Origin of the sequence: Psychrobacter sp. MES7-P7E, assembly GCF_002863645.1 — a bacterium.
GTDB lineage: Bacteria > Pseudomonadota > Gammaproteobacteria > Pseudomonadales > Moraxellaceae > Psychrobacter.
In genome coordinates this window covers 1-18,830 of the sequence record NZ_PJBU01000096.1, presented here as the reverse complement: position 1 = coordinate 18,830, position 18,830 = coordinate 1, and the positions used below count along the sequence as shown (strand labels likewise).

General features: G+C 43.0%; 16 protein-coding genes. 8 read left to right on the top strand and 8 right to left on the bottom strand.

Annotation, left to right across the window (positions count from 1 at the left end; genetic code table 11):
• The first annotated feature begins 144 nt into the window (after positions 1-144).
• The 4 genes from CXF62_RS07600 to CXF62_RS07585 all read left to right on the top strand — a co-directional run bounded on the left by CXF62_RS07600 (position 145) and on the right by CXF62_RS07585 (position 4,246).
• The gene (locus tag CXF62_RS07600) at positions 145-1,161 is read left to right on the top strand and encodes an ABC transporter permease (protein ID WP_057761126.1); all 1,017 of its coding nucleotides are present in this window, start codon (positions 145-147) and stop codon (positions 1,159-1,161) included.
• A gap of 133 nt (positions 1,162-1,294) precedes the next feature.
• Positions 1,295-2,209, top strand: a complete 915-nt coding sequence (locus tag CXF62_RS07595) for an ABC transporter permease (RefSeq protein WP_057761128.1) — start codon at positions 1,295-1,297, stop codon at positions 2,207-2,209.
• Between the two features lies 1 nt (position 2,210).
• On the top strand, positions 2,211-3,272 hold the full coding sequence (locus CXF62_RS07590; protein ID WP_197707705.1) for an ABC transporter ATP-binding protein: 1,062 nt from the start codon (positions 2,211-2,213) through the stop codon (positions 3,270-3,272).
• Between the two features lie 2 nt (positions 3,273-3,274).
• Positions 3,275-4,246: a peptide ABC transporter ATP-binding protein gene (locus tag CXF62_RS07585; protein WP_102093680.1), complete on the top strand. Its 972-nt coding sequence runs from the start codon at positions 3,275-3,277 to the stop codon at positions 4,244-4,246.
• A 27-nt stretch (positions 4,247-4,273) separates the two neighbouring features.
• Here CXF62_RS07585 and CXF62_RS07580 read toward each other — a convergent pair whose 3' ends face one another.
• The 4 genes from CXF62_RS07580 to serS form a co-directional block, all read right to left on the bottom strand.
• Positions 4,274-5,320, bottom strand: a complete 1,047-nt coding sequence (locus CXF62_RS07580; protein WP_102093679.1) for a nuclease-related domain-containing protein — start codon at positions 5,318-5,320, stop codon at positions 4,274-4,276.
• 60 nt (positions 5,321-5,380) lie between these two features.
• Positions 5,381-5,923, bottom strand: a complete 543-nt coding sequence (locus tag CXF62_RS07575) for a hypothetical protein (protein WP_102093677.1) — start codon at positions 5,921-5,923, stop codon at positions 5,381-5,383.
• Positions 5,924-6,193: 270 nt separating this feature from the next.
• Positions 6,194-8,191 (bottom strand): transketolase, encoded by a 1,998-nt coding sequence (gene tkt, locus CXF62_RS07570; RefSeq protein WP_102093676.1) that lies wholly within the window; start codon positions 8,189-8,191, stop codon positions 6,194-6,196.
• Between the two features lie 295 nt (positions 8,192-8,486).
• Positions 8,487-9,773 carry a serine--tRNA ligase gene (gene serS, locus CXF62_RS07565; protein ID WP_102093674.1) on the bottom strand — a complete coding sequence of 429 codons (1,287 nt, stop codon included), beginning with the start codon at positions 9,771-9,773 and terminating at the stop codon, positions 8,487-8,489.
• Between the two features lie 498 nt (positions 9,774-10,271).
• On the opposite strand from serS, the gene CXF62_RS07560 reads away from it, so the two are divergent.
• Complete coding sequence (locus CXF62_RS07560; protein ID WP_101206317.1) at positions 10,272-10,931, top strand: YcxB family protein; 660 nt, start codon at positions 10,272-10,274, stop codon at positions 10,929-10,931.
• Between the two features lie 265 nt (positions 10,932-11,196).
• Entirely contained in the window at positions 11,197-11,682 is a 486-nt protein-coding gene (locus CXF62_RS07555) for a Dps family protein (RefSeq protein ID WP_102093673.1), read from the top strand.
• A 118-nt stretch (positions 11,683-11,800) separates the two neighbouring features.
• Here the strand turns inward: CXF62_RS07555 and CXF62_RS07550 are convergent, their stop codons facing one another.
• From CXF62_RS07550 to CXF62_RS07540, 3 genes are all read right to left on the bottom strand, one after another.
• Positions 11,801-12,505 carry a DUF2057 family protein gene (locus CXF62_RS07550; protein WP_102093671.1) on the bottom strand — a complete coding sequence of 235 codons (705 nt, stop codon included), beginning with the start codon at positions 12,503-12,505 and terminating at the stop codon, positions 11,801-11,803.
• An 87-nt stretch (positions 12,506-12,592) separates the two neighbouring features.
• Positions 12,593-13,396 (bottom strand): DnaA regulatory inactivator Hda, encoded by an 804-nt coding sequence (hda, locus tag CXF62_RS07545; RefSeq protein ID WP_102093670.1) that lies wholly within the window; start codon positions 13,394-13,396, stop codon positions 12,593-12,595.
• 328 nt (positions 13,397-13,724) lie between these two features.
• The gene (locus CXF62_RS07540) at positions 13,725-14,831 is read right to left on the bottom strand and encodes an AI-2E family transporter (RefSeq protein ID WP_102093668.1); all 1,107 of its coding nucleotides are present in this window, start codon (positions 14,829-14,831) and stop codon (positions 13,725-13,727) included.
• Between the two features lie 521 nt (positions 14,832-15,352).
• On the opposite strand from CXF62_RS07540, the gene purM reads away from it, so the two are divergent.
• Positions 15,353-16,414 carry a phosphoribosylformylglycinamidine cyclo-ligase gene (gene purM / locus CXF62_RS07535; protein ID WP_102093667.1) on the top strand — a complete coding sequence of 354 codons (1,062 nt, stop codon included), beginning with the start codon at positions 15,353-15,355 and terminating at the stop codon, positions 16,412-16,414.
• Positions 16,414-17,106, top strand: coding sequence for a phosphoribosylglycinamide formyltransferase (gene purN / locus CXF62_RS07530; RefSeq protein ID WP_102093665.1), 693 nt, complete (start codon positions 16,414-16,416; stop codon positions 17,104-17,106). Before purM ends, purN begins: the two co-directional genes overlap by 1 nt.
• Positions 17,107-17,279: 173 nt before the next feature.
• On the opposite strand, the gene CXF62_RS07525 is transcribed toward purN, so the two are convergent.
• Positions 17,280-18,653, bottom strand: coding sequence for an NAD-dependent succinate-semialdehyde dehydrogenase (locus tag CXF62_RS07525; RefSeq protein ID WP_102093663.1), 1,374 nt, complete (start codon positions 18,651-18,653; stop codon positions 17,280-17,282).
• Between the last annotated feature and the right edge of the window lie 177 nt (positions 18,654-18,830).

Sequence of the window (18,830 nt, the reverse complement as noted above, 5' to 3'; positions counted from 1 at the left end):
TTCATATAAGTGCGGCTGGGTCAGATACTCTGCTCCAGCCGAGTTTATATAAATGATATGAACAATATGAATTAAGCGCTTTGTCACGGATCTCTTCATCATCGCTAATACTCTAATCATTGAACCACAACTATTGAGCAGCCCATGCTACTTTATATTCTGCGTCGTATTGCCATTTTAATACCCGTCTATCTTGGCCTAACGCTATCGACTTTTACTCTGATTCGTCTCGTACCTGGAGATGCGGTAGAGATTATGATGGGCGAGCGTATGGTCGATCCCGAGCTACATGCTCGTGCCCTAGAAAGGCTAGGATTAGACAAACCACTCGTTGCCCAGTATTGGGATTATTTGACTGGCATCTTAACGGGTGATTTCGGTCAGTCCTTTCGTACTCGTACGCCCGTACTACAAGACTTCTTTGCTCACTTTGTTCCTACTTTAGAGTTGGCGTTATGCGCTATTGTCATCGCTAGTGTTATTGGTGTTAGCTTAGGCATCTTTGCTGCCCTGCGCCGTGGTACATGGATTGATTACACCCTAATGTCAGGCGCGTTGGCAGGATACTCTATGCCCATCTATTTATTGGGCCCTATCCTGACTGGTATCTTCGCTCATTATTTAGGTCTTCTACCTGTCGCTGGGGTGATATCTGTCGCACAGTTTTTAGATGTGCAGCCACTGTATGGGTCATGGTTACTCGGCTCACTAAGCTCAGGAGAACCTGGCGCGTTTTGGAACGTGGTCAAACACTTTATATTGCCCTCTATCGCCTTATCGACCATTCCGTTAGCGATGATTGCGCGGATGACACGCTCTGCGATGCTAGAGGTTTTAGATGAAGATTATGTGCGTACAGCGCGAGCCAAAGGCTTATCTCCACGCCGAGTAATACTGGTCCACGTAATGCGTAATGCCTTGATTACTGTGGTTACAGTCGTTGGCTTGCAGATGGCGACATTGCTCGCAGGCGCCATTATTACCGAGACTATCTTTAGTTGGCCAGGCGTTGGTAATTGGCTACTCGATGGGTTTTTCACTCGTGACTACCCTATTGTACAAAACGGTATTTTATTGGTCGCCACCGCTCTGATTTTGGTTAGTTTATTTATTGATATTTTGTATGGTCTGATCAATCCACGTATTCGCCATACTTCTTAATCTAACATTGATAAATACTCACATTATAAATAGTGATGATTAGCGCTCAAGTGCAGTTTTAGCAATGCTTAGTACTTTTTTATGAATAAGATTCTAAAAAATGTCACTGCGCTAGCCACTATAGGAAATGCTCATGAAGCCTTCTGTTCTCCCCTCTGATGTCAATCTGATGGCAGCCACACCGCCGTCATCTTGGCAGCTATTTTTATCGACGTTCTGCCGAAACAAAGGCGCCGTGATTGGTTTTATCGTACTGGCATTGATGGTCCTAGTTGCCATACTTGCGCCTGCTATTGCGCCTCACGATCCTTATGAACTGTTCACCGGTCAAGAGCAATTGCCGCCTGCCTTTTTAGATGGTGGCAATGCGATGTTTTGGCTAGGTACTGATGATGCGGGCCGAGATACATTGTCTCGAGTGATGTATGGCGCGCGTTATTCATTGTTTATCGGTCTAAGCGCGACAACTCTGGCGATGTTGGTTGGTATCTCCTTAGGATTGAGTGCCGCATTTTGGCCAAAGGTCTGGGGCAAAGCGGTCATGTTGGTCAATGATATCCTGATGTCATATCCGAGCTTGCTATTGGCCATTATCATTGCTGCTATCTTAGGGCCATCTATGACCAATACGATTATTACAATCGCACTGGTCTGTACGCCGCCTTTTATTCGGTTAACTCGTGCGACTGCGATGGTGGAGCTACAACGTGAGTACTTTATTGCTTCACAAGTGATGGGTGCTGGCGTACTGCGTTTATTGTTTATCACCATTTTACCCAACTGTATGGCACCGCTTATCGTACAGGCGACGATGATTTTCTCGTCTGCTATTTTAGAAGCAGGTGCGATTGGTTTCCTAGGCTTTGGCGTACAGCCACCTGATGCCGAATGGGGCGCGATGCTAGGTACGGCGCGTCAATATATTCAAAGTAATGTTTGGCTAGCAATCTGGCCGGGTGTCGCTATTTTCTTGGCTGCACTATCGATTAACCTGACTGGTGACGGCTTACGCGATGCGCTAGATCCTAAATTAAAGCAGGTGACCTAAGATGACTGAACCATTAATTAATACGCCTATCACTCATACGTCTATGAATGGTGCATCAACAAAAGACTCACCATTGCTGTTAGATATTGAAAACCTGTCTGTCACTTTCGGACAAGGGGTGCGTGCCTTTCGCGCAGTGGATGATGTGTCATTAAAGATTACCCAAGGGGAGGTCATCGCTGTCGTGGGTGAATCTGGCTCAGGTAAATCAGTCACCATGATGGCGCTGATGGGTCTATTGCCACCTTCTGCGACCGTTCGCGCACAACGAGTGGTGTTTGATAATAAAGATATGCTCAGTATGTCAGCCAAAGAGAGACGCGGCATCATTGGCAAAGACATCTCTATGATTTTTCAGAATGCGATGTCTTGCCTAAATCCAAGCTTTACCGTTGAAATGCAGCTAGGTGAAGTACTACGCAAACACCTTGGTTTACGAGGCGCAGCCGTACAAACACGCATCTTAGAGCTGCTAGAGTTGGTCGAAATGCCCGATGCCAAAAACAGACTTAAGGTATATCCGCATCAACTATCAGGCGGTATGAGTCAACGGGTTATGATTGCGATGGCGATTGCTTGTGAGCCAAAACTACTGATCGCAGATGAACCGACCACGGCTCTAGATGTCACAGTACAGGCGCAAATTATGGACTTACTGAGCCGTTTGCAACGCGAAAAACAAATGGCCATGGTATTAATTACCCACGATTTGGGTCTGGTTGCACAAAACTCGCGTGATGTCGCGGTCATGTATGCTGGACAAGTGGTTGAAACCAGTACCGTGCCAGAAATTTTCCAAAATCCTGCACATCCTTATACTGAAGCATTGCTACAAGCCATCCCTGAGTTGGCTATTGGTCAAGATAGGCTAAACAGTTTACCAGGAGTTGTACCCAGTCAATATGATAGGCCGGCTGGTTGCTTGCTGTCTCCCCGTTGCCCTTATAAAGAGCCTGCTTGCGAAGTACCGCCACCTATTTTAGATACGCCCAATGGCAAGGTGCGTTGTATTGATTCTAATATTACCTCTCGCCCCTCTCACGCTGCTACTTTGGAGTCATAAGTATGAGTAATAAAGTGGTCCTAAAAGCAGACAATCTACACAAGCACTACCCAGTATCACAAGGTCTGGGCAAAGCAAAGGCCTACGTAAAAGCGCTCAATGGTGTCTCTTTCGAGCTTGAAGCTGGCAAGACATTGGCCGTCGTTGGTGAGTCAGGCTGCGGCAAATCCACCCTTGCCCGCCAGTTGACACTGATCGAAGCACCTACACATGGTGAGCTATTTATCAACGATGAAGGCACCACTGGCTATAGCAGAAAGGCACTAAAAGAGCTGCGTACTGAAATTCAAATGGTCTTTCAAAATCCTTATGGTAGCTTAAATCCGCGTCATACCATTGGCTATCAATTGACAGAACCATTAGATATCCATACCAAACTGTCTAAAGAAGAAAAGCGTGACAAAATCAACGAGATGATGAGACATGTCGGTCTACGTCCCGAACATGCAGGCCGCTATCCACATATGTTTTCGGGTGGTCAGCGCCAACGTATTGCCCTCGCCCGCGCGATGATGCTCAACCCTAAAATCGTCGTCGCTGATGAACCGACTTCCGCGCTCGATGTATCAATCCAAGCCCAAGTCCTAAATCTATTTATGGATTTGCAGGATGAGTATCGCACCGCTTACGTCTTTATCTCGCATAACTTGTCGGTCGTACGCCATGTGGCTGATGATGTAATGGTGATGTATTTGGGTCAAGCTGTTGAGCACGGCCCCAAAGAAGCGATTTATAATGCGCCAAAACACCCTTACACCATCGCACTATTGGCTGCGGCACCAACGGTAAACGGCCATAAAAATGATTTGACCCTACAAGGTGAGCTACCAAGTCCGCTTAATCCACCAAGTGGCTGTGCGCTACATAAACGCTGCCCCTATGCCAAGCAGCAATGCAGCGAGGTAGAGCCACAACTGCGCGAATGGGACGGTCGATTGGTTGCTTGTTTACGTTTAGAAGAGATATATGGTTAAGGTGAATAAGATTAAGGTAACTAACGATTAATCAATATTCACCACACCCCAACATTTAGGAAACTGGCTACAACCAAAAAAGGTCTGACCTTGATTCAGGCCTTTTTTTGCCACACGCTTGATCATCTCACCGTTACACCTTGGGCAGGTTGGTGTTTGAATTAAATCAGCTGTATGGTCTATCACCTCAACTGTCGCAGAGGAACTCGCTGCTAGTTCAGGCTCCATAACTTCAAACGGCGTAAGAAAAACCTTATCAGCAATATCGTGCGATGTAATTGTATGCTGAGTGACTGCCTGCTGAGTGTCCATACTATCAATTGGTAAATCGCTAGATTCAATTTCAGTCTGACCAGACCATCGATGCACTTCCCTACTTTTTAGAATAGCCCGTTTAGCGGTCTCTTTTACTGTCGGCTCTGGTGTAGGCTTATTAGCCACTTTAGCAGTTGGTTTATCATTAGCGTTACCGCTAGGCTGCTTATTCGTATTCTGGCTTGGATTGCTATGCTTGTCTTTTAGATAGGCTTTATGCTCTCTATTAGTGCGCCAAGATTTACTAAATCTATTACTGTTAATCTGCTCAACGATGGATATGACCTCGTCTTCAGTCAGTAGCTTATCTTGTTTCTTCTTTACATAAGACACTATCCCACTCGTCAATACATGTTCAGGCAACTCATCACGAGTTTTCAGCTCACACTCACCGATGAAAGCAATCATCGAATGGAAGTAGCTCAGCTCCAAGCCTAATAAATCTGCCAGCGTCTTGAGGTGCAAGTAGTTTTGACGCAATGGATTTTGGAATTTGAATTTACTTCCATTTTGGAAAACTTGTGTCCACTGTCTTTGGTTCTCGCTACCATATATCCAGCCTTTATAATTTTTGGTCTCAATCACAAAAATGCCGTACACAGAGACGATGATATGATCGATTTGGGTACTGCCACCATTGGCTCGTGGCAAGGTAATACCGTTTAATCGGTGGTAGACGTCTTTTTCAAGCTTTAACCACATGGCGACGTTGATGACGGTTTCACCTAGGAAACCTTTAAAGCTGGATTTTAGGCACATAATAGCAATCTTTAGAATGGTTATAGAATGTGCTAAGCGTAATACCAAAACTCTTTAAATTTAATTAATCAGCACTCTCTTACGATGCTTTAAAGGCTTGGCATAAGTAGAAGAACATGATTTGATATGTTTATAAAAACTCTTATAAACCCGATCATATTCTTCATCAAGCTGTTTAAGTACATCTAAAGTACTATCGCTAGGATTAACTTCATGTTCATGCTGTGCATTTATCAGGTTTCCCCCTGCATTTAAAAACAACTCATATTTTTTCTCAAGCTCTGGAAAATATAAAGCTATTAATATTTCTATCTTGCCACCTTCTCTATAAAATTCATCAACGTCCAAAGTTTCATCGCAATTGCTTGAAAAACTTTTGGATTGAACTTCCTGAATAATGGCTGCAAAATCAACCAGTCTAAAAACCACTTCCTCAAACTTTATTCTCAAAAAGGCTTCATACTCTTTTTTGCGTTCAGCTCTCTGAGCAATGAGAATACCGCACAGTCCAAACATTCCGATTATGCAGGCTGCTATCAAGCCTTCACTTAGTTCAATCTGTTTTAGCCATGTAATAGCATTTGCCAGTTCGATACTATCCATCTAATTTTTCCAGTTCTATAGTCATATAATTTATTTTTATATGAGAGCTGCACAAGAAGTAAAACTTAGCTTCGTGAGCAATCAGTCCATTCTAATTTACCACTAAATCATTATATTGAGGCACAGAATTTAGTACTGATTGCAGCAGTTATTTTACCGATAGCCATATTAATGAAAGCAGACCAAAAGAAAAGCCAAAGATTAAGCCATAAAAAAAGCCACTAGATTTCTCTAGTGACTCTTTCTTAAACGCCAACTAAGTTAGGTTAATTACACCAAACTATTTACTGCTTCGACCACAGCGTCAGTCGTGATACCAAACTCTTTATACAAGTCGCTAGCAGGAGCAGATTCGCCATAAGTCGTCATACCGATGACTTTGCCATCTAGACCAACGAACTTATACCAGTAATCTACATGCGCGGCTTCTACTGCTACGCGTGCACGGATATTGGCAGGCAATACGGCTTCACGATAGCTAGCATCTTGCTCCACGAAAATCTCAGCACATGGCATAGACACCACACGGACGCCAACACCATTTGCGCTCAACGCCTCATACGCTTCCATCGCTAGGCCAACTTCTGAACCAGTGGCGATGATGATAGCTTGTAGCTCACCTTGTTCTTTTGCCAGTACATAACCACCTTTGGTGATGTTCACTACTTGCTCGCTATCACGTGCTTGATGTGGCAAGCTCTGACGGCTAAAGATCAATGCTGATGGGTTGTTTTCAGACTTGGTTGCTTCTACCCAAGCGCTTGCAGATTCGGTAGCATCACATGGGCGCCATGTACGTAGGTTTGGCGTGGTACGTAGGCTAGTCAATTGCTCAACTGGCTGATGCGTTGGGCCGTCTTCACCCAGACCGATAGAGTCGTGCGTATAGACATGGATAACGCGCTGCTTCATTAGTGCGCCCATACGTACTGCGTTACGTGCGTATTCCATAAACATCAGGAACGTCGCTACGTAAGGGATAAAGCCGCCATGCAATGCGATACCATTGGCAATCGCAGTCATACCGAACTCGCGTACGCCGTAATAGATATAGTTACCGTCAGCATCTTTTTCGATGCCTTTAGCGCCTTTGAATAACGTAAGGTTTGAGCCCGCTAAATCTGCTGAGCCACCCAATAGTTCTGGCAATAATGGCTGCAAGCTGTTGATAGCATTTTGACTGGCTTTACGGCTAGCAACATCGCCGCCCGCTTCTTGCGTTTGCTGAATATAAGCTTGCGCTTGGCTGTCAAAGTCAGCAGGCAACTCACCATTTAGACGGCGTGATAATTCTGCTGCAAGCTCTGGATAGGCTTTTTTATATGCTTCAAAGTCAGCGTCCCAGTTCTTTTGCTGGACATCGCCTTTGGCTTTAGCATCCCACGCTTCATAGATTTCGTCATCTAATTCAAATGGAGCATGTTTCCAAGATAGCGCATCACGGGTCAAGGCGATTTCGTCATCACCAAGTGGAGCACCATGACTAGCCGCTAGACCTTGTTTGTTAGGGCTACCAGCACCGATCGTGGTTTTGCAAATAATTAGACTTGGCTTAGCAGTCTCTGCAATGGCTTGCTCAGTCGCTTGCGTGATTGCATCAGTATCATGACCATCAACTTTGATCACTTGCCAGCCGTAAGACTCAAAGCGAGCTTCGGTATCATCGGTGAACCAGCCTTCGACGTTACCATCGATTGAGATACCATTGTCATCATAGAAGAATACCAGTTTGCCAAGACCCAACGTGCCAGCGAGCGAGCAAACTTCATGACTGATACCTTCCATTAAGCAACCATCGCCTAAGAATGCATAGGTATGGTGATCAACGATATTATGGCCTTCACGGTTGAACTGTGCGGCAAGTGTCTTCTCTGCGATCGCAAAACCAACCGCATTAGCAATACCTTGTCCTAGTGGACCAGTCGTCGTTTCTACACCAGGCGTATAACCAAGTTCAGGATGCCCTGGGGTTTTTGAATGCAGCTGACGGAAACCTTTTAGGTCATCAACGCTCACATCGTAACCTGATAAATGTAGCAATGAATAAATAAGCATCGAGCCATGACCGTTTGACAGTACAAAGCGATCACGGTTGTGCCAATTAGGATCAGCTGGATTGTGCTTCAAAAATTTGCGCCACAAAACTTCGGCAATATCAGCCATACCCATTGGCGCACCCGGATGTCCAGAGTTGGCTTTTTGAACCGCGTCAAACGACAGTACACGGATGGCATTGGCTAGTTTACGTTCGCTAATTGGAGCTGGCATAGAGTGTCCTAATATTCGAATGAGTCGTATAAAGATAAGAGGAGAGTTTACTCAGAGGATAATCCACCAAAAACGCGACAGGCGTCCTCAATGGATAGGCTATAAAATAAAAATGCAATATTAACATATTTGCTATGAGCCTAGCCAAAAATGCGGTGACAAGACCGTTTATATTTAGCAATGACTCACATCAGTTTTGTTAAACGATAAGTAATGACGGACTTTAATTTAAGTTATAAATAACAAGCTGCGAGTGACCTAAGTGATTTGCAGCTCATTACTTATAGTCAATCTATTAAACTGAAATAGTCTCAGCACCGCCCATAAACGGACGCAATACTTCTGGAATCGTGATGCTACCATCAGCGTTTTGATGATTTTCCATCACTGCTAGTAGCGTACGACCAACCGCCAAACCTGAACCGTTCAAAGTATGAGCTAAGCTGGTTTGTTTGCCATCTTTAACACGCGTACCCATACGGCGCGCTTGGAAATCACCACAGTTAGAGCAGCTAGAGATTTCACGATAGGTGTCTTGGCTTGGCAACCATACTTCGATGTCATAAGTCTTTTGTGCGGCAAAACCCATATCGCCCGTACATAGCTGTACAGTACGGTATGGCAACTCAAGCTGCTGCAAGATATATTCAGCCTGTCCTGTCATCGCTTCTAATAGGTCATCAGACTGATCGCTAGTACCGACATTGACCATTTCAACTTTTTCAAACTGATGCTGACGAATCAAGCCACGGGTATCACGACCATGTGAGCCAGCTTCACTACGGAAACATGGTGTATGCGCGGTGAATTTTAGCGGTAGCTCTTTGATATCCAAACGCTCGCCGCGTACCAAGTTGGTCATCGGTACTTCAGCCGTTGGGATCAAATAAAAATCCATCTCTTCATTATTCGTGTGATTGCTTAGCTTAAACAAATCATCTTCAAACTTAGGCAACTGACCCGTACCTTTTAAACTATCGCTATTGACGATATAAGGCACATAGGTCTCAAGATAACCATACTTCATAGTATGCGTGTTCAACATGAATTGAATTAGTGCGCGATGCATTTGCGCCAATTGCCCTTTAAGCACGTTAAAACGGCTACCAGTTAACTTAGTCGCTGCCTCAAAGTCCAGCATACCAAGCGTCTCACCGATATGCGTATGATCTTGAATTTCAAAATCAAACGTACGCGGCGTGCCCCACTTACGCACTTCTACGTTATCGTCTTCTGACGTACCGACTGGTACATCCGCCGCCGGAATATTCGGAATTTGCAAAGCCGCTTGAGTGATGCGCTCTTGTAGCGTACGTAACTCGTCTTCCGCAGCTTTAATCTCACCACTAACGCTTTGCATCTCAGCCAATAGCTCACTGGCATCTTCACCTGATTTTTTTAGCGCGCCTACTTGCTTTGCACCAGCATTACGGCGCGATTGCAACTCTTCGGTTTTGACTTGTAGAGACTTACGCTCGTTTTCAATCGTTTGCCAGAACTCCATATCAAGCTCATAACCACGGGTGGCTAGCTGCTGTTGTAGGTCGCTTAAATCGCCGCGTAAGAGTTTCGGATCAATCATAGTAGTTGCCTGTAACACTAAAGGTGAGTAAAAGGTTTAAAAGTATTATTTATAGAGTAATTGCCTAGCGCATCGCTATCACGGTCTTTGTGATAACTGGCTATGACGTTATGTTTTATATCAACATATCTTGTAGACGCTATAATACCAAGACACGGCAGATTTGACCATGTTTTGGATATCTTTGACTGCTTTTCCCTGTTTTTGGCTGACTCTCACTAGCTTTTGTTCATTATGCTAATCGCTTATAGCAAGCTATTCTGTTTTTAATTGCTCACTTTTGCTTTCGTCTAGTCTGAATAAACTGAGTATAGAGCTTGAACTACGTCATTAATATAACATCTATCAGTGAACAGTCTTGCTTATATGTTTCATTTAGGAGTACTTTTCGGTAAGATAAGCGCATACCTTTATTCACTTCTAGCCAAGTACAGCATTGCTGCTTCGCTTTGGCAGTTTTAATCCAACGCTTTTAATATAAGTATTTGAGAAACCTTTATGGCCTTGTACCCCTACACGCTCCAACCTGTCGCCTTAAACCTAACTGAGGCTGAATTCCACCAAGCACAGTATGAACTGTTTGCCAGTGCCAGCCCGTCTTTTGGTTTATCAAGCTTTAAGACCAAAGAGTGGATCATCATGGCAGTGGTTGTGGTACTTGCTATTGCAGGACTTATCTTTGTAACAGGCTATTCAACCATTATCTTTTGGTTAATGCTGGTTGGTGTGGTGATATATCTATTGGCGCGTACTTTAGGTTTTAAATGGTACGTAAAAAGAGAGTTTGACAAACAAGTGGCCGACCAAGAGATGCCAGATGAAATGCGCCAAATGAAGTTAGGTGTACAAAAGCATGGTCTAGTCATGGCGATGCCAAGCAACCAGCCTGATATGATGAAAAACTCGCAAATGCGCGGTATGCAAATGCGTGCAGGCGCAACTCAGCAAGCGGTTATTCCTTGGACCTCTATCAAGAGCTGGGATGAGACTGACGACTATATCTTTATGATGTTTGAGCTAAAAGGTCAGCAAGGTAGCCAAATCGTACCGAAACGCTTGCAAGCACAGAAGTTTCCTATCGATACGATACGTCAACATTTACAAGAAGTGGTTCCCGTTAAAGGCTTAAATCCTGAAAACTTGCAGCCACCAGCGTAAATGTAATGAGGTCTCTCTATCGTTTAGAAAAACAGTAAAGAGACTTAGTTTTAGTTTTATAAAACCAATCGTAAAATTGTATTTATTAAATTTAACTTATTAATAATAGTTTGCTATTATTATAAGCATCAAAGGAAGAGATAGAGTTTATATTGATAGGTACAGATAAAAAATAAAGTATTTTCGCTGTATTTCAATTGATTAGAGTCTTTATTCTTCTTTATTTATTATCATATAACTACACTCACACTATAAGGACAATACTATGAGCAATTCTAACAATGCTACTAACCAGATCGGTCTAGAAAAATCTGACATGAGCGAAATTATCGCTCAATTAAACAATCTGCTATCAACGTATCATGTATTTTACTTAAATGTACGTGGCTATCATTGGAACGTAAAAGGTGAGCATTTCTTTACTTTGCATCCAAAGTTTGAAGAGCTATATACGTCACTACAATTACAAATTGATGAAATCGCTGAGCGTATCTTGACTTTGGGTGGTACACCACTTCACGCTTATAGCGATTTTACGCAGCATACTAGTATTAGTGAAGACAAAAACGTCAAAGATGGCACAAGCTGTGTCAAAGGCGTAGTCACTGGCTTACAAGCGTTAATTGCAGAGCAACGCCAAGTATCAGCGTTAGCAGAAGAGAGCGAAGACCAAGGTTCAGCTGACCTAATCGATGCTTACGTACAAGAGCAAGAAAAACTGGTATGGATGTATAACGCGTTTTTGGGTTAAGAATCGTTAGATTTTACTAGGCTAAATTTTAATAAGCCTAATGATCATCAAATACTAAATAATAAAAAAGCACCTAATTAGGTGCTTTTTTATTGTCTATCTTTTAGAAAAGACTGTTTTATTTTTCGATCCATTGACGCATTTTTTCACGTTCAGCAGGCGTGGCTTGTAGCCATACTTGCATAAACGTATCTAACGTACTAGTAGAAGTATTTACGCTAGATGTTTGCTTAACAGTGGTCGTGCCAGTGTTGACGTTGCTAGTAGAATTTACTACTGGTTGATCTAAAGAGGCGATAGCACGTTGGTTCTGTAACTCTGCATCACCTGCACCGCCGAACACGCCGCCTAGCGCTTTACCAAGGCCTGAAAATAGACCACCTTGGTTACCGGCCATACTTTGCTGGCTAGCAATGACAGTATTGTTTTGTTGCACAGCGAGCGTAGGCTGCTTGGCATATTCTCTAGCAGCTTCATAATCTTCTGGTTGATTAGGCATAGTCAAACGATATGTTTGATTGTCGGCCAATTGTGCCGTCACACTGACATTACCTGAACGCAAATAATCATGCTCATCACGACGCAAGTTATATAAACGGTCATACTTAGCAGTAATAGCATGTTGTCCAGGCTGTAACGTAAATGTTTTCTGCAGCGGCTGAAAAGCGCTCTGCTGAATTTCCTGTCCATTAATAGCGGTTACTTTGATATGGTCATCAACCTGTAGGGTCACTGCTGCCTGTGACAACATAGAGACCGAGGCAGCACCTACCAATAACGTACCTATCGTTAATTTTTTTAGCAAAGAAGCATTCGATTTCATAAGTTATTCCATTAATAGTAAAAGCGAGTTGGACAAAGTATTTGTATTCTAACGGTTATTCATTTTTTGCTGCTAAGAGTTTCACTGTTAAAAATCAAGTGGCATCGTATGTTGGTCTTGATCAGGCGTGTCGTTATCTACTTGCGTCTCTTGAGCGATATCCGCCAGCTCCGCGGCAAGCGTTTGCTCATCGATGGTACGCAGAGCATCGCTTATGACTGCTTTTGAGATATTACTGCGACCAAGGTTAGAAAACATTGGTTGAATATAATTAAGTACTTCCATCATCGCACCGATACGATGCGGTCCATCGGTCAGTAAGTGATCAATAATTCGATCGTCAAACTGCCATCCACGCCGACGCAAAATAGACTGTAATAATGCTTGTCTGTCTGCCAAATCATGACCAGTAGGCACTTTAAAAGTAGGTGCCTGTGCCAAACGCGTCATTAAATCCCTTAGCTGGAATGGTAAGTCGTCAGCGGGTTTATTGGCGGCAAACAATAACTGGCGTTGCCCTTCTCGGCTACGATTAATCAAATGAAATAAAGCTTCTTGCCACTGACTGCTTTGCTCAAGCACTTCCAAATCATCGATAGCAATCAGATCAAAATTTTCTAAAGATGATAGTACATGGACATCTGTATGAATCAGCTCATTAAGGGACAAACAGATAGCCGATTTGTCCATTTCGATAAATGACTCGCAAATAGCAGACAGCAAATGAGACTTACCTGTGGCAGGGCTACCAAACAGATATAGTTGACCGATCAGGCCGACATGTAACTGCCGTACTGCATCGATAATCGACATCCAACCGGGACCGGCAAAGTCGCTGAGACTTGCATCATGCTTAATGTCCAGATTGAGACTTAGCTGTGCTTCTGCCATGAATCATCAACTCGTGTTGCGTAGTGCAATGGAAAAATACAATAAAAAAGATAGGTTACTTTGAGCTGTATTCATTACTATTAATACTAGTCGATACAGCTGTAAGTAATGGCCCTATAGCCTTTGCAAAAATCGGTCAGTCACTTTGTCGAAAACAACGTTAGCAAAACTGGTACCAAAACGGTTGATACTATCAACACTGCGCCTATATATAACATATTTACAAAATGACTGACAAGTCTTTTACCCATTAAGCCTTATCAATCATTGCGTTCCTATCCTAATATTACATATCAATCTTTATCTAGTGTATTCAATAATAAGATAATTATCTTTTTTCAAACAGTGCCAGTTGTTTACGGCCTTTATAAAAGTCAGTGGTCCGATAATAGTTGTATAAATGGCGGAACAGGACATTTAAGACAGCGGACACTGGTAAGGCGATTAGCATACCGACAAAACCTAATAGACTGGCACCAGCCAATACGGCAAATATGACCCATAATGGCGATAGACCAATCTTATCACCTAACAGCAATGGTTGTAGGATATAACCTTCTGCAGCTTGTCCAATCAAGAACGCCCCTGCGACCAATGACAAATACGTCCAGTCCAATCCGAACTGAAATAGGCAGGCGATAATAGCCGCGATAAAACCAATACCAAACCCTAAGTACGGTACAAAACTGGCAATGCCTGCTACCATACCAATGATAAGCCCAAGCTCTAATCCAATAAGCTGCAACTGTACAGCATAAATAGCGCCTAGCAACACCATCACCAGCAATTGACCTTTGATAAATGCCATCAAGGCCAGATCACACTCCTTAGCTATTTCAGTCACTTTTTGACAGTAAGCACCTGGTATCGCCATTTTCCAGTTATGCAAACGCTGATCCCAATTAAATAGGAAGTAAAAGGTCAAAATAGGCACTAATACAATAAGACCTGCATTATTGATGAAGTTCATACTTGAGGTCAGTATTTGGCTCATCATGGTACTAGCATCAGCGAACTTATAGTTCGTTTGCATATAATCGACGAGAGTATCGGAAAACTCTTTAGACTCTAATTGGGGCAGTTTGATACGAGTATTACTATTGAACCACTCTCGTACGACTTGGTTATACCAATTAAATATCTTTGGCAAATAATCCCACGCCGCTTGCAACTGATGCCACAATGTCGGTACCAACCACCATAATAATAACGCCATCCCCAAAGTAATCGTCGAGTAGACAATAATAATCGCGACCCAGCGCTTGATATATTTTGATAGGCGCTTGACTAGAGGATTAAATAGGTAAGCCAGCATAAAGGCAAAAACGAAGGGCACGATGACGGGCATCATTAAATACAAAAGAAACACAGCCACCACTAACGCCACGACAATAAATAAACGCCGAAAAAAAGGATCTATTGGTTGATTCATCATGGCAAGTAATCCTATAGTTGGACGAGGTTAAAAAATTGACAGGTTTGAAAAAGTGACAGGGAGTCAGTCAGTGATAGCGATTTCTAAATGGTATAACTATAGCTATCACAATGTATCACTAGGCTAATTGCTTTCTTTTCTCATTAGTTTTAGCTAGCTAAACTGAGACGTATCAACGTTCCTAAAGAACCTAATTTTTGATAAATTTATGTTTAGTCGTTTTTATTCTGTCAATCACATTTGGACTTGTATTAAGGCCATTATTGACAATAAATTTAGCGTTCTATTATCGCAGAGTACAATAAAAAATCAGTCATTTTTTGTTTCTTAACCGCTTATTTGCCACTTAATGCAAATCTTAGTCAAATATTGGCAAGTTGCTTTGCGAGTACGGTCTGTTTTTGGGTATAATGCGCGCACTGTCTTTAAACTTTGCTTTTGAACTTTATAACGCTGATTTTTGCGTGCTCAATTACTTTACCTTCTAATCCCAATTATCTATCCCCAACTGTGAGATGACTATGAGTGACAAGCCTTCTTTAAGCTACAAAGATGCTGGTGTTGATATCGATGCAGGCGATGCTTTGGTTCAGCGAATCAAGTCCGTTGCAAAAGCTACTACTCGTCCTGAAGTCGTGGGTGGACTTGGCGGTTTTGGTGCGTTATGCCGCATCCCAACAGGTTATACCTCACCATTATTGGTTTCTGGTACTGATGGCGTCGGCACCAAACTAAAATTGGCCCTACAGCTGAACCGTCATGACACGATTGGTATTGATTTGGTCGCGATGTGCGTCAATGATTTATTGGTTTGCGGTGCAGAGCCATTGTTCTTCTTAGACTACTATGCAACTGGTAAGCTGGATGTTGATGTAGCGGCGACTGTCGTGACTGGTATTGGTGATGGTTGTAAACTTGCTAACTGTGCGCTTATCGGTGGTGAAACTGCTGAAATGCCAGGCATGTATCAAGACGACGATTACGATCTAGCTGGTTTTTGTGTAGGCGTGGTTGAAGAAGCAGAAGTCGTCACTGGTGAAAATGTCGCAGAAGGCGATGTACTGATTGCACTTGCCTCAAGTGGCGCGCACTCAAACGGCTATTCATTGGTTCGTAAAGTCATCGAAGTTAGCGGTGTGGATGTTACGAGTAGCGACGAGCAACTAGACGGCCAGCCTATTCAAGACGCTTTAATGGCTCCTACCCGTATCTATGTAAAAGCAATCAAAGCATTACAAGACACGCTTGGTAGCTCAGCGCTTCATGCGATGTCACACATCACAGGTGGTGGTCTGACAGATAACTTACCACGTGTACTACCTGATAATCTAGCAGCTAGCATCGATACCAATAGCTGGCAGTTCTCAGAGCTATTCACTTGGCTACAGACCCAAGGTAATATCGCGCAGAGCGAGATGTACCGTACCTTTAACTGCGGCGTTGGTTTTGTCATCGTTGTGCCAAAAGACAAAGCAGATGCTGCTATCCAAACCTTGACTGATGCAGGCGAGACAGCTTGGCAAATAGGTGAAATGATCAAACGCAGCACTGATGGCCAGGCGGATGCAGTGGTGTACCGTTAATGTCAACTGATAACGCAAGCCAGCCTATCAAACCATTGCGTATTGCTGTTCTAGTCTCAGGAAGTGGTAGCAACCTGCAAGTGTTAATCAATGCAATGCAAGCAGGTGCGCTACCGATTGAAATCGTTGGTGTCATTAGTAACCGTGAAGATGCTTATGCATTGACACGTGCTAAAGATGCCAATATTCCAGTTGCGGTATTGTCACACGTTGCTAGTGGTAAACGTATGGGTATCAAGACATTTGAAACCCATGCCAACGAGCAGTTAATAGCATGGCAACCTGATTTGATTGTCTTGGCTGGGTTTATGCGCGTACTAAGTGGCGCATTCATCGATAATGCACCAGCGTCCATGATTAATCTTCACCCTTCTCTACTTCCGGTTTATAAGGGTTTAGATACTCACAAACGGGTTATACAAGCGGGTGAACGTCGTCATGGTTGTAGTATTCATAAAGTAACCGCGGAGCTTGATGCAGGTCAGGTATTGACTCAAGCCGTATTAGATGTCGATATCAACGACACTGTAGAGAGCTTGCAGTCACGGGTACAGAAGCTTGAGCATCAGTTGCTACCTTGGACGATTTTACTCCTAGCAAAAAATGTATTGTCACTTGAAACAAATAATACATCATCGAAAACACAAACTTATTTACCTAAGTTGCCTCTGCAACTGCTTATAGACGGATAGAAAATCTCAAGCTTATTAAGTTGATTTTAATACCACTTTATATAGCGCAATAAAAAGCCCAGCTACTCATTATGAGCAACTGGGCTTTTTTATTTGATAACTATTAATTATTTACTATTACTTAAAATTGTAAATAGTTATCTATTTAGCTAATTTGTCTAATTAGTTCATTCTTAGAATACGTGAACCGCTTTAATATTGACAAACTCTTTGATACCGAAGCCGCCATGCTCACGGCCATAGCCTGAGTTTTTCACGCCACCAAATGGCAGTGCAGGATTGGCAAGACCGTAACCATTGATATAGACCATACCAGTATCAAATTGCTCACGCGCTAAACGAACGGCTTTCTCTTCATCTTTTGAGAAGATAGCGCCACCTAAACCATAACGACTGTCGTTAGCGATGCGCATTGCGTCGTCTTCATCTTTGGCACGAATCAATGAAGCGACAGGGCCAAATAGTTCGTCATCGTATGCAGGCTGACCTTTTTCAACGTTCTCTAAGATAGTTGCTGGATAGAAGCTACCTTTACCTTCAGGTACTTTACCGCCAACAGCGATCGTTGCACCTTTAGCCACACTTTGCTCTACTTGCTCATGTAGCTGCTCACGTAGATCTGCACGTGCTAATGGACCTATATCTGAGCTATCATCCATTGGGTCACCCGCTTTAGTACCTTCAAATTTCTCAACGATACGTTTACGGAACTCATCATATACGCTATCGACTACGATAAAGCGTTTGGCTGCTACACAAGTTTCGCCGTTATTGATTAAACGTGCTTGAGTACAGGTTTCTACTGCAGTTTCGATATCTGCATCTTCTAGTACGATAAATGCATCGTTTGAACCTAGTTCTAATACCGCTTTCTTAATTGCTTTCGCTGCTTGCTGGCCAACGATCACGCCTGCTTTGTCACTACCTGTTAGTGTCACGCCGCGTACTTTGTCATTGCCAATCAATGCTTCTGATTGATCATGATCGATGATAATCGTACGGAACAAATCACTTGGCAGTTCAGACTCGTGAAGAATTTTTTCAATTAATAGACCAGAGCCTGTAACGTTAGATGCGTGTTTTAACAGGACACTGTTACCCGCCATTAGATTTGCAATGGTATAGCGGAATACCTGATACGCTGGGAAGTTCCAAGGCTGCATGCCGTAGATGATACCGATAGGTTGATACGTCACTAACCCTTTTTTCATGCTTTCGATATCGCGTACATCATCAGCCAAAGAAGCGACGCCATTTTCAGCAGTGTAATCACAGATAGCTTTACAGAGATCAATCTCTTGCATGCTTTGGCTATATAACTTACCGCGCTCTTCAGTCATCAGCTTAGCCAGCTCTTCTTTGTACTCCATCAGCTTATCACCAATAGACTTGATGATACGGCCACGTTCTTCGTGACTCACTGTACGCCATTCTAGAAATGCGTTATATGAAGCATCGACAATCTTGTTGACTTCGTCGTTGCTCATATAATTGTAGTTACTGATTTCTTCGCCCGTGGTTGGGTTAATAGTAGTAATGTCTGACATAGTTACTGTCCTTATTATTCGAATTTATAATCGGGTTTGTTGCCACTTGTAGTTATTTTGCTGTGACAGCTTTAATTATTAAATTTACGTCGATAGCACAATCTATTGGTAGCTCGTTTTCTATCTGCCGTTATCTTAACAAGCTATTTGATTAAGAGTTTTACAATATATTGTGAA

Coding starts and splice junctions, on each gene's coding strand:
- CXF62_RS07600 (WP_057761126.1), top strand. CDS start 145: ATGCTACTTTATATTCTGCGTCGTATTGCCATTTTAATACCCGTCTAT.
- CXF62_RS07595 (WP_057761128.1), top strand. CDS start 1,295: ATGAAGCCTTCTGTTCTCCCCTCTGATGTCAATCTGATGGCAGCCACA.
- CXF62_RS07590 (WP_197707705.1), top strand. CDS start 2,211: ATGACTGAACCATTAATTAATACGCCTATCACTCATACGTCTATGAAT.
- CXF62_RS07585 (WP_102093680.1), top strand. CDS start 3,275: ATGAGTAATAAAGTGGTCCTAAAAGCAGACAATCTACACAAGCACTAC.
- CXF62_RS07580 (WP_102093679.1), bottom strand. CDS start 5,320: ATGTGCCTAAAATCCAGCTTTAAAGGTTTCCTAGGTGAAACCGTCATC.
- CXF62_RS07575 (WP_102093677.1), bottom strand. CDS start 5,923: ATGGATAGTATCGAACTGGCAAATGCTATTACATGGCTAAAACAGATT.
- tkt (WP_102093676.1), bottom strand. CDS start 8,191: ATGCCAGCTCCAATTAGCGAACGTAAACTAGCCAATGCCATCCGTGTA.
- serS (WP_102093674.1), bottom strand. CDS start 9,773: ATGATTGATCCGAAACTCTTACGCGGCGATTTAAGCGACCTACAACAG.
- CXF62_RS07560 (WP_101206317.1), top strand. CDS start 10,272: ATGGCCTTGTACCCCTACACGCTCCAACCTGTCGCCTTAAACCTAACT.
- CXF62_RS07555 (WP_102093673.1), top strand. CDS start 11,197: ATGAGCAATTCTAACAATGCTACTAACCAGATCGGTCTAGAAAAATCT.
- CXF62_RS07550 (WP_102093671.1), bottom strand. CDS start 12,505: ATGAAATCGAATGCTTCTTTGCTAAAAAAATTAACGATAGGTACGTTA.
- hda (WP_102093670.1), bottom strand. CDS start 13,396: ATGGCAGAAGCACAGCTAAGTCTCAATCTGGACATTAAGCATGATGCA.
- CXF62_RS07540 (WP_102093668.1), bottom strand. CDS start 14,831: ATGATGAATCAACCAATAGATCCTTTTTTTCGGCGTTTATTTATTGTC.
- purM (WP_102093667.1), top strand. CDS start 15,353: ATGAGTGACAAGCCTTCTTTAAGCTACAAAGATGCTGGTGTTGATATC.
- purN (WP_102093665.1), top strand. CDS start 16,414: ATGTCAACTGATAACGCAAGCCAGCCTATCAAACCATTGCGTATTGCT.
- CXF62_RS07525 (WP_102093663.1), bottom strand. CDS start 18,653: ATGTCAGACATTACTACTATTAACCCAACCACGGGCGAAGAAATCAGT.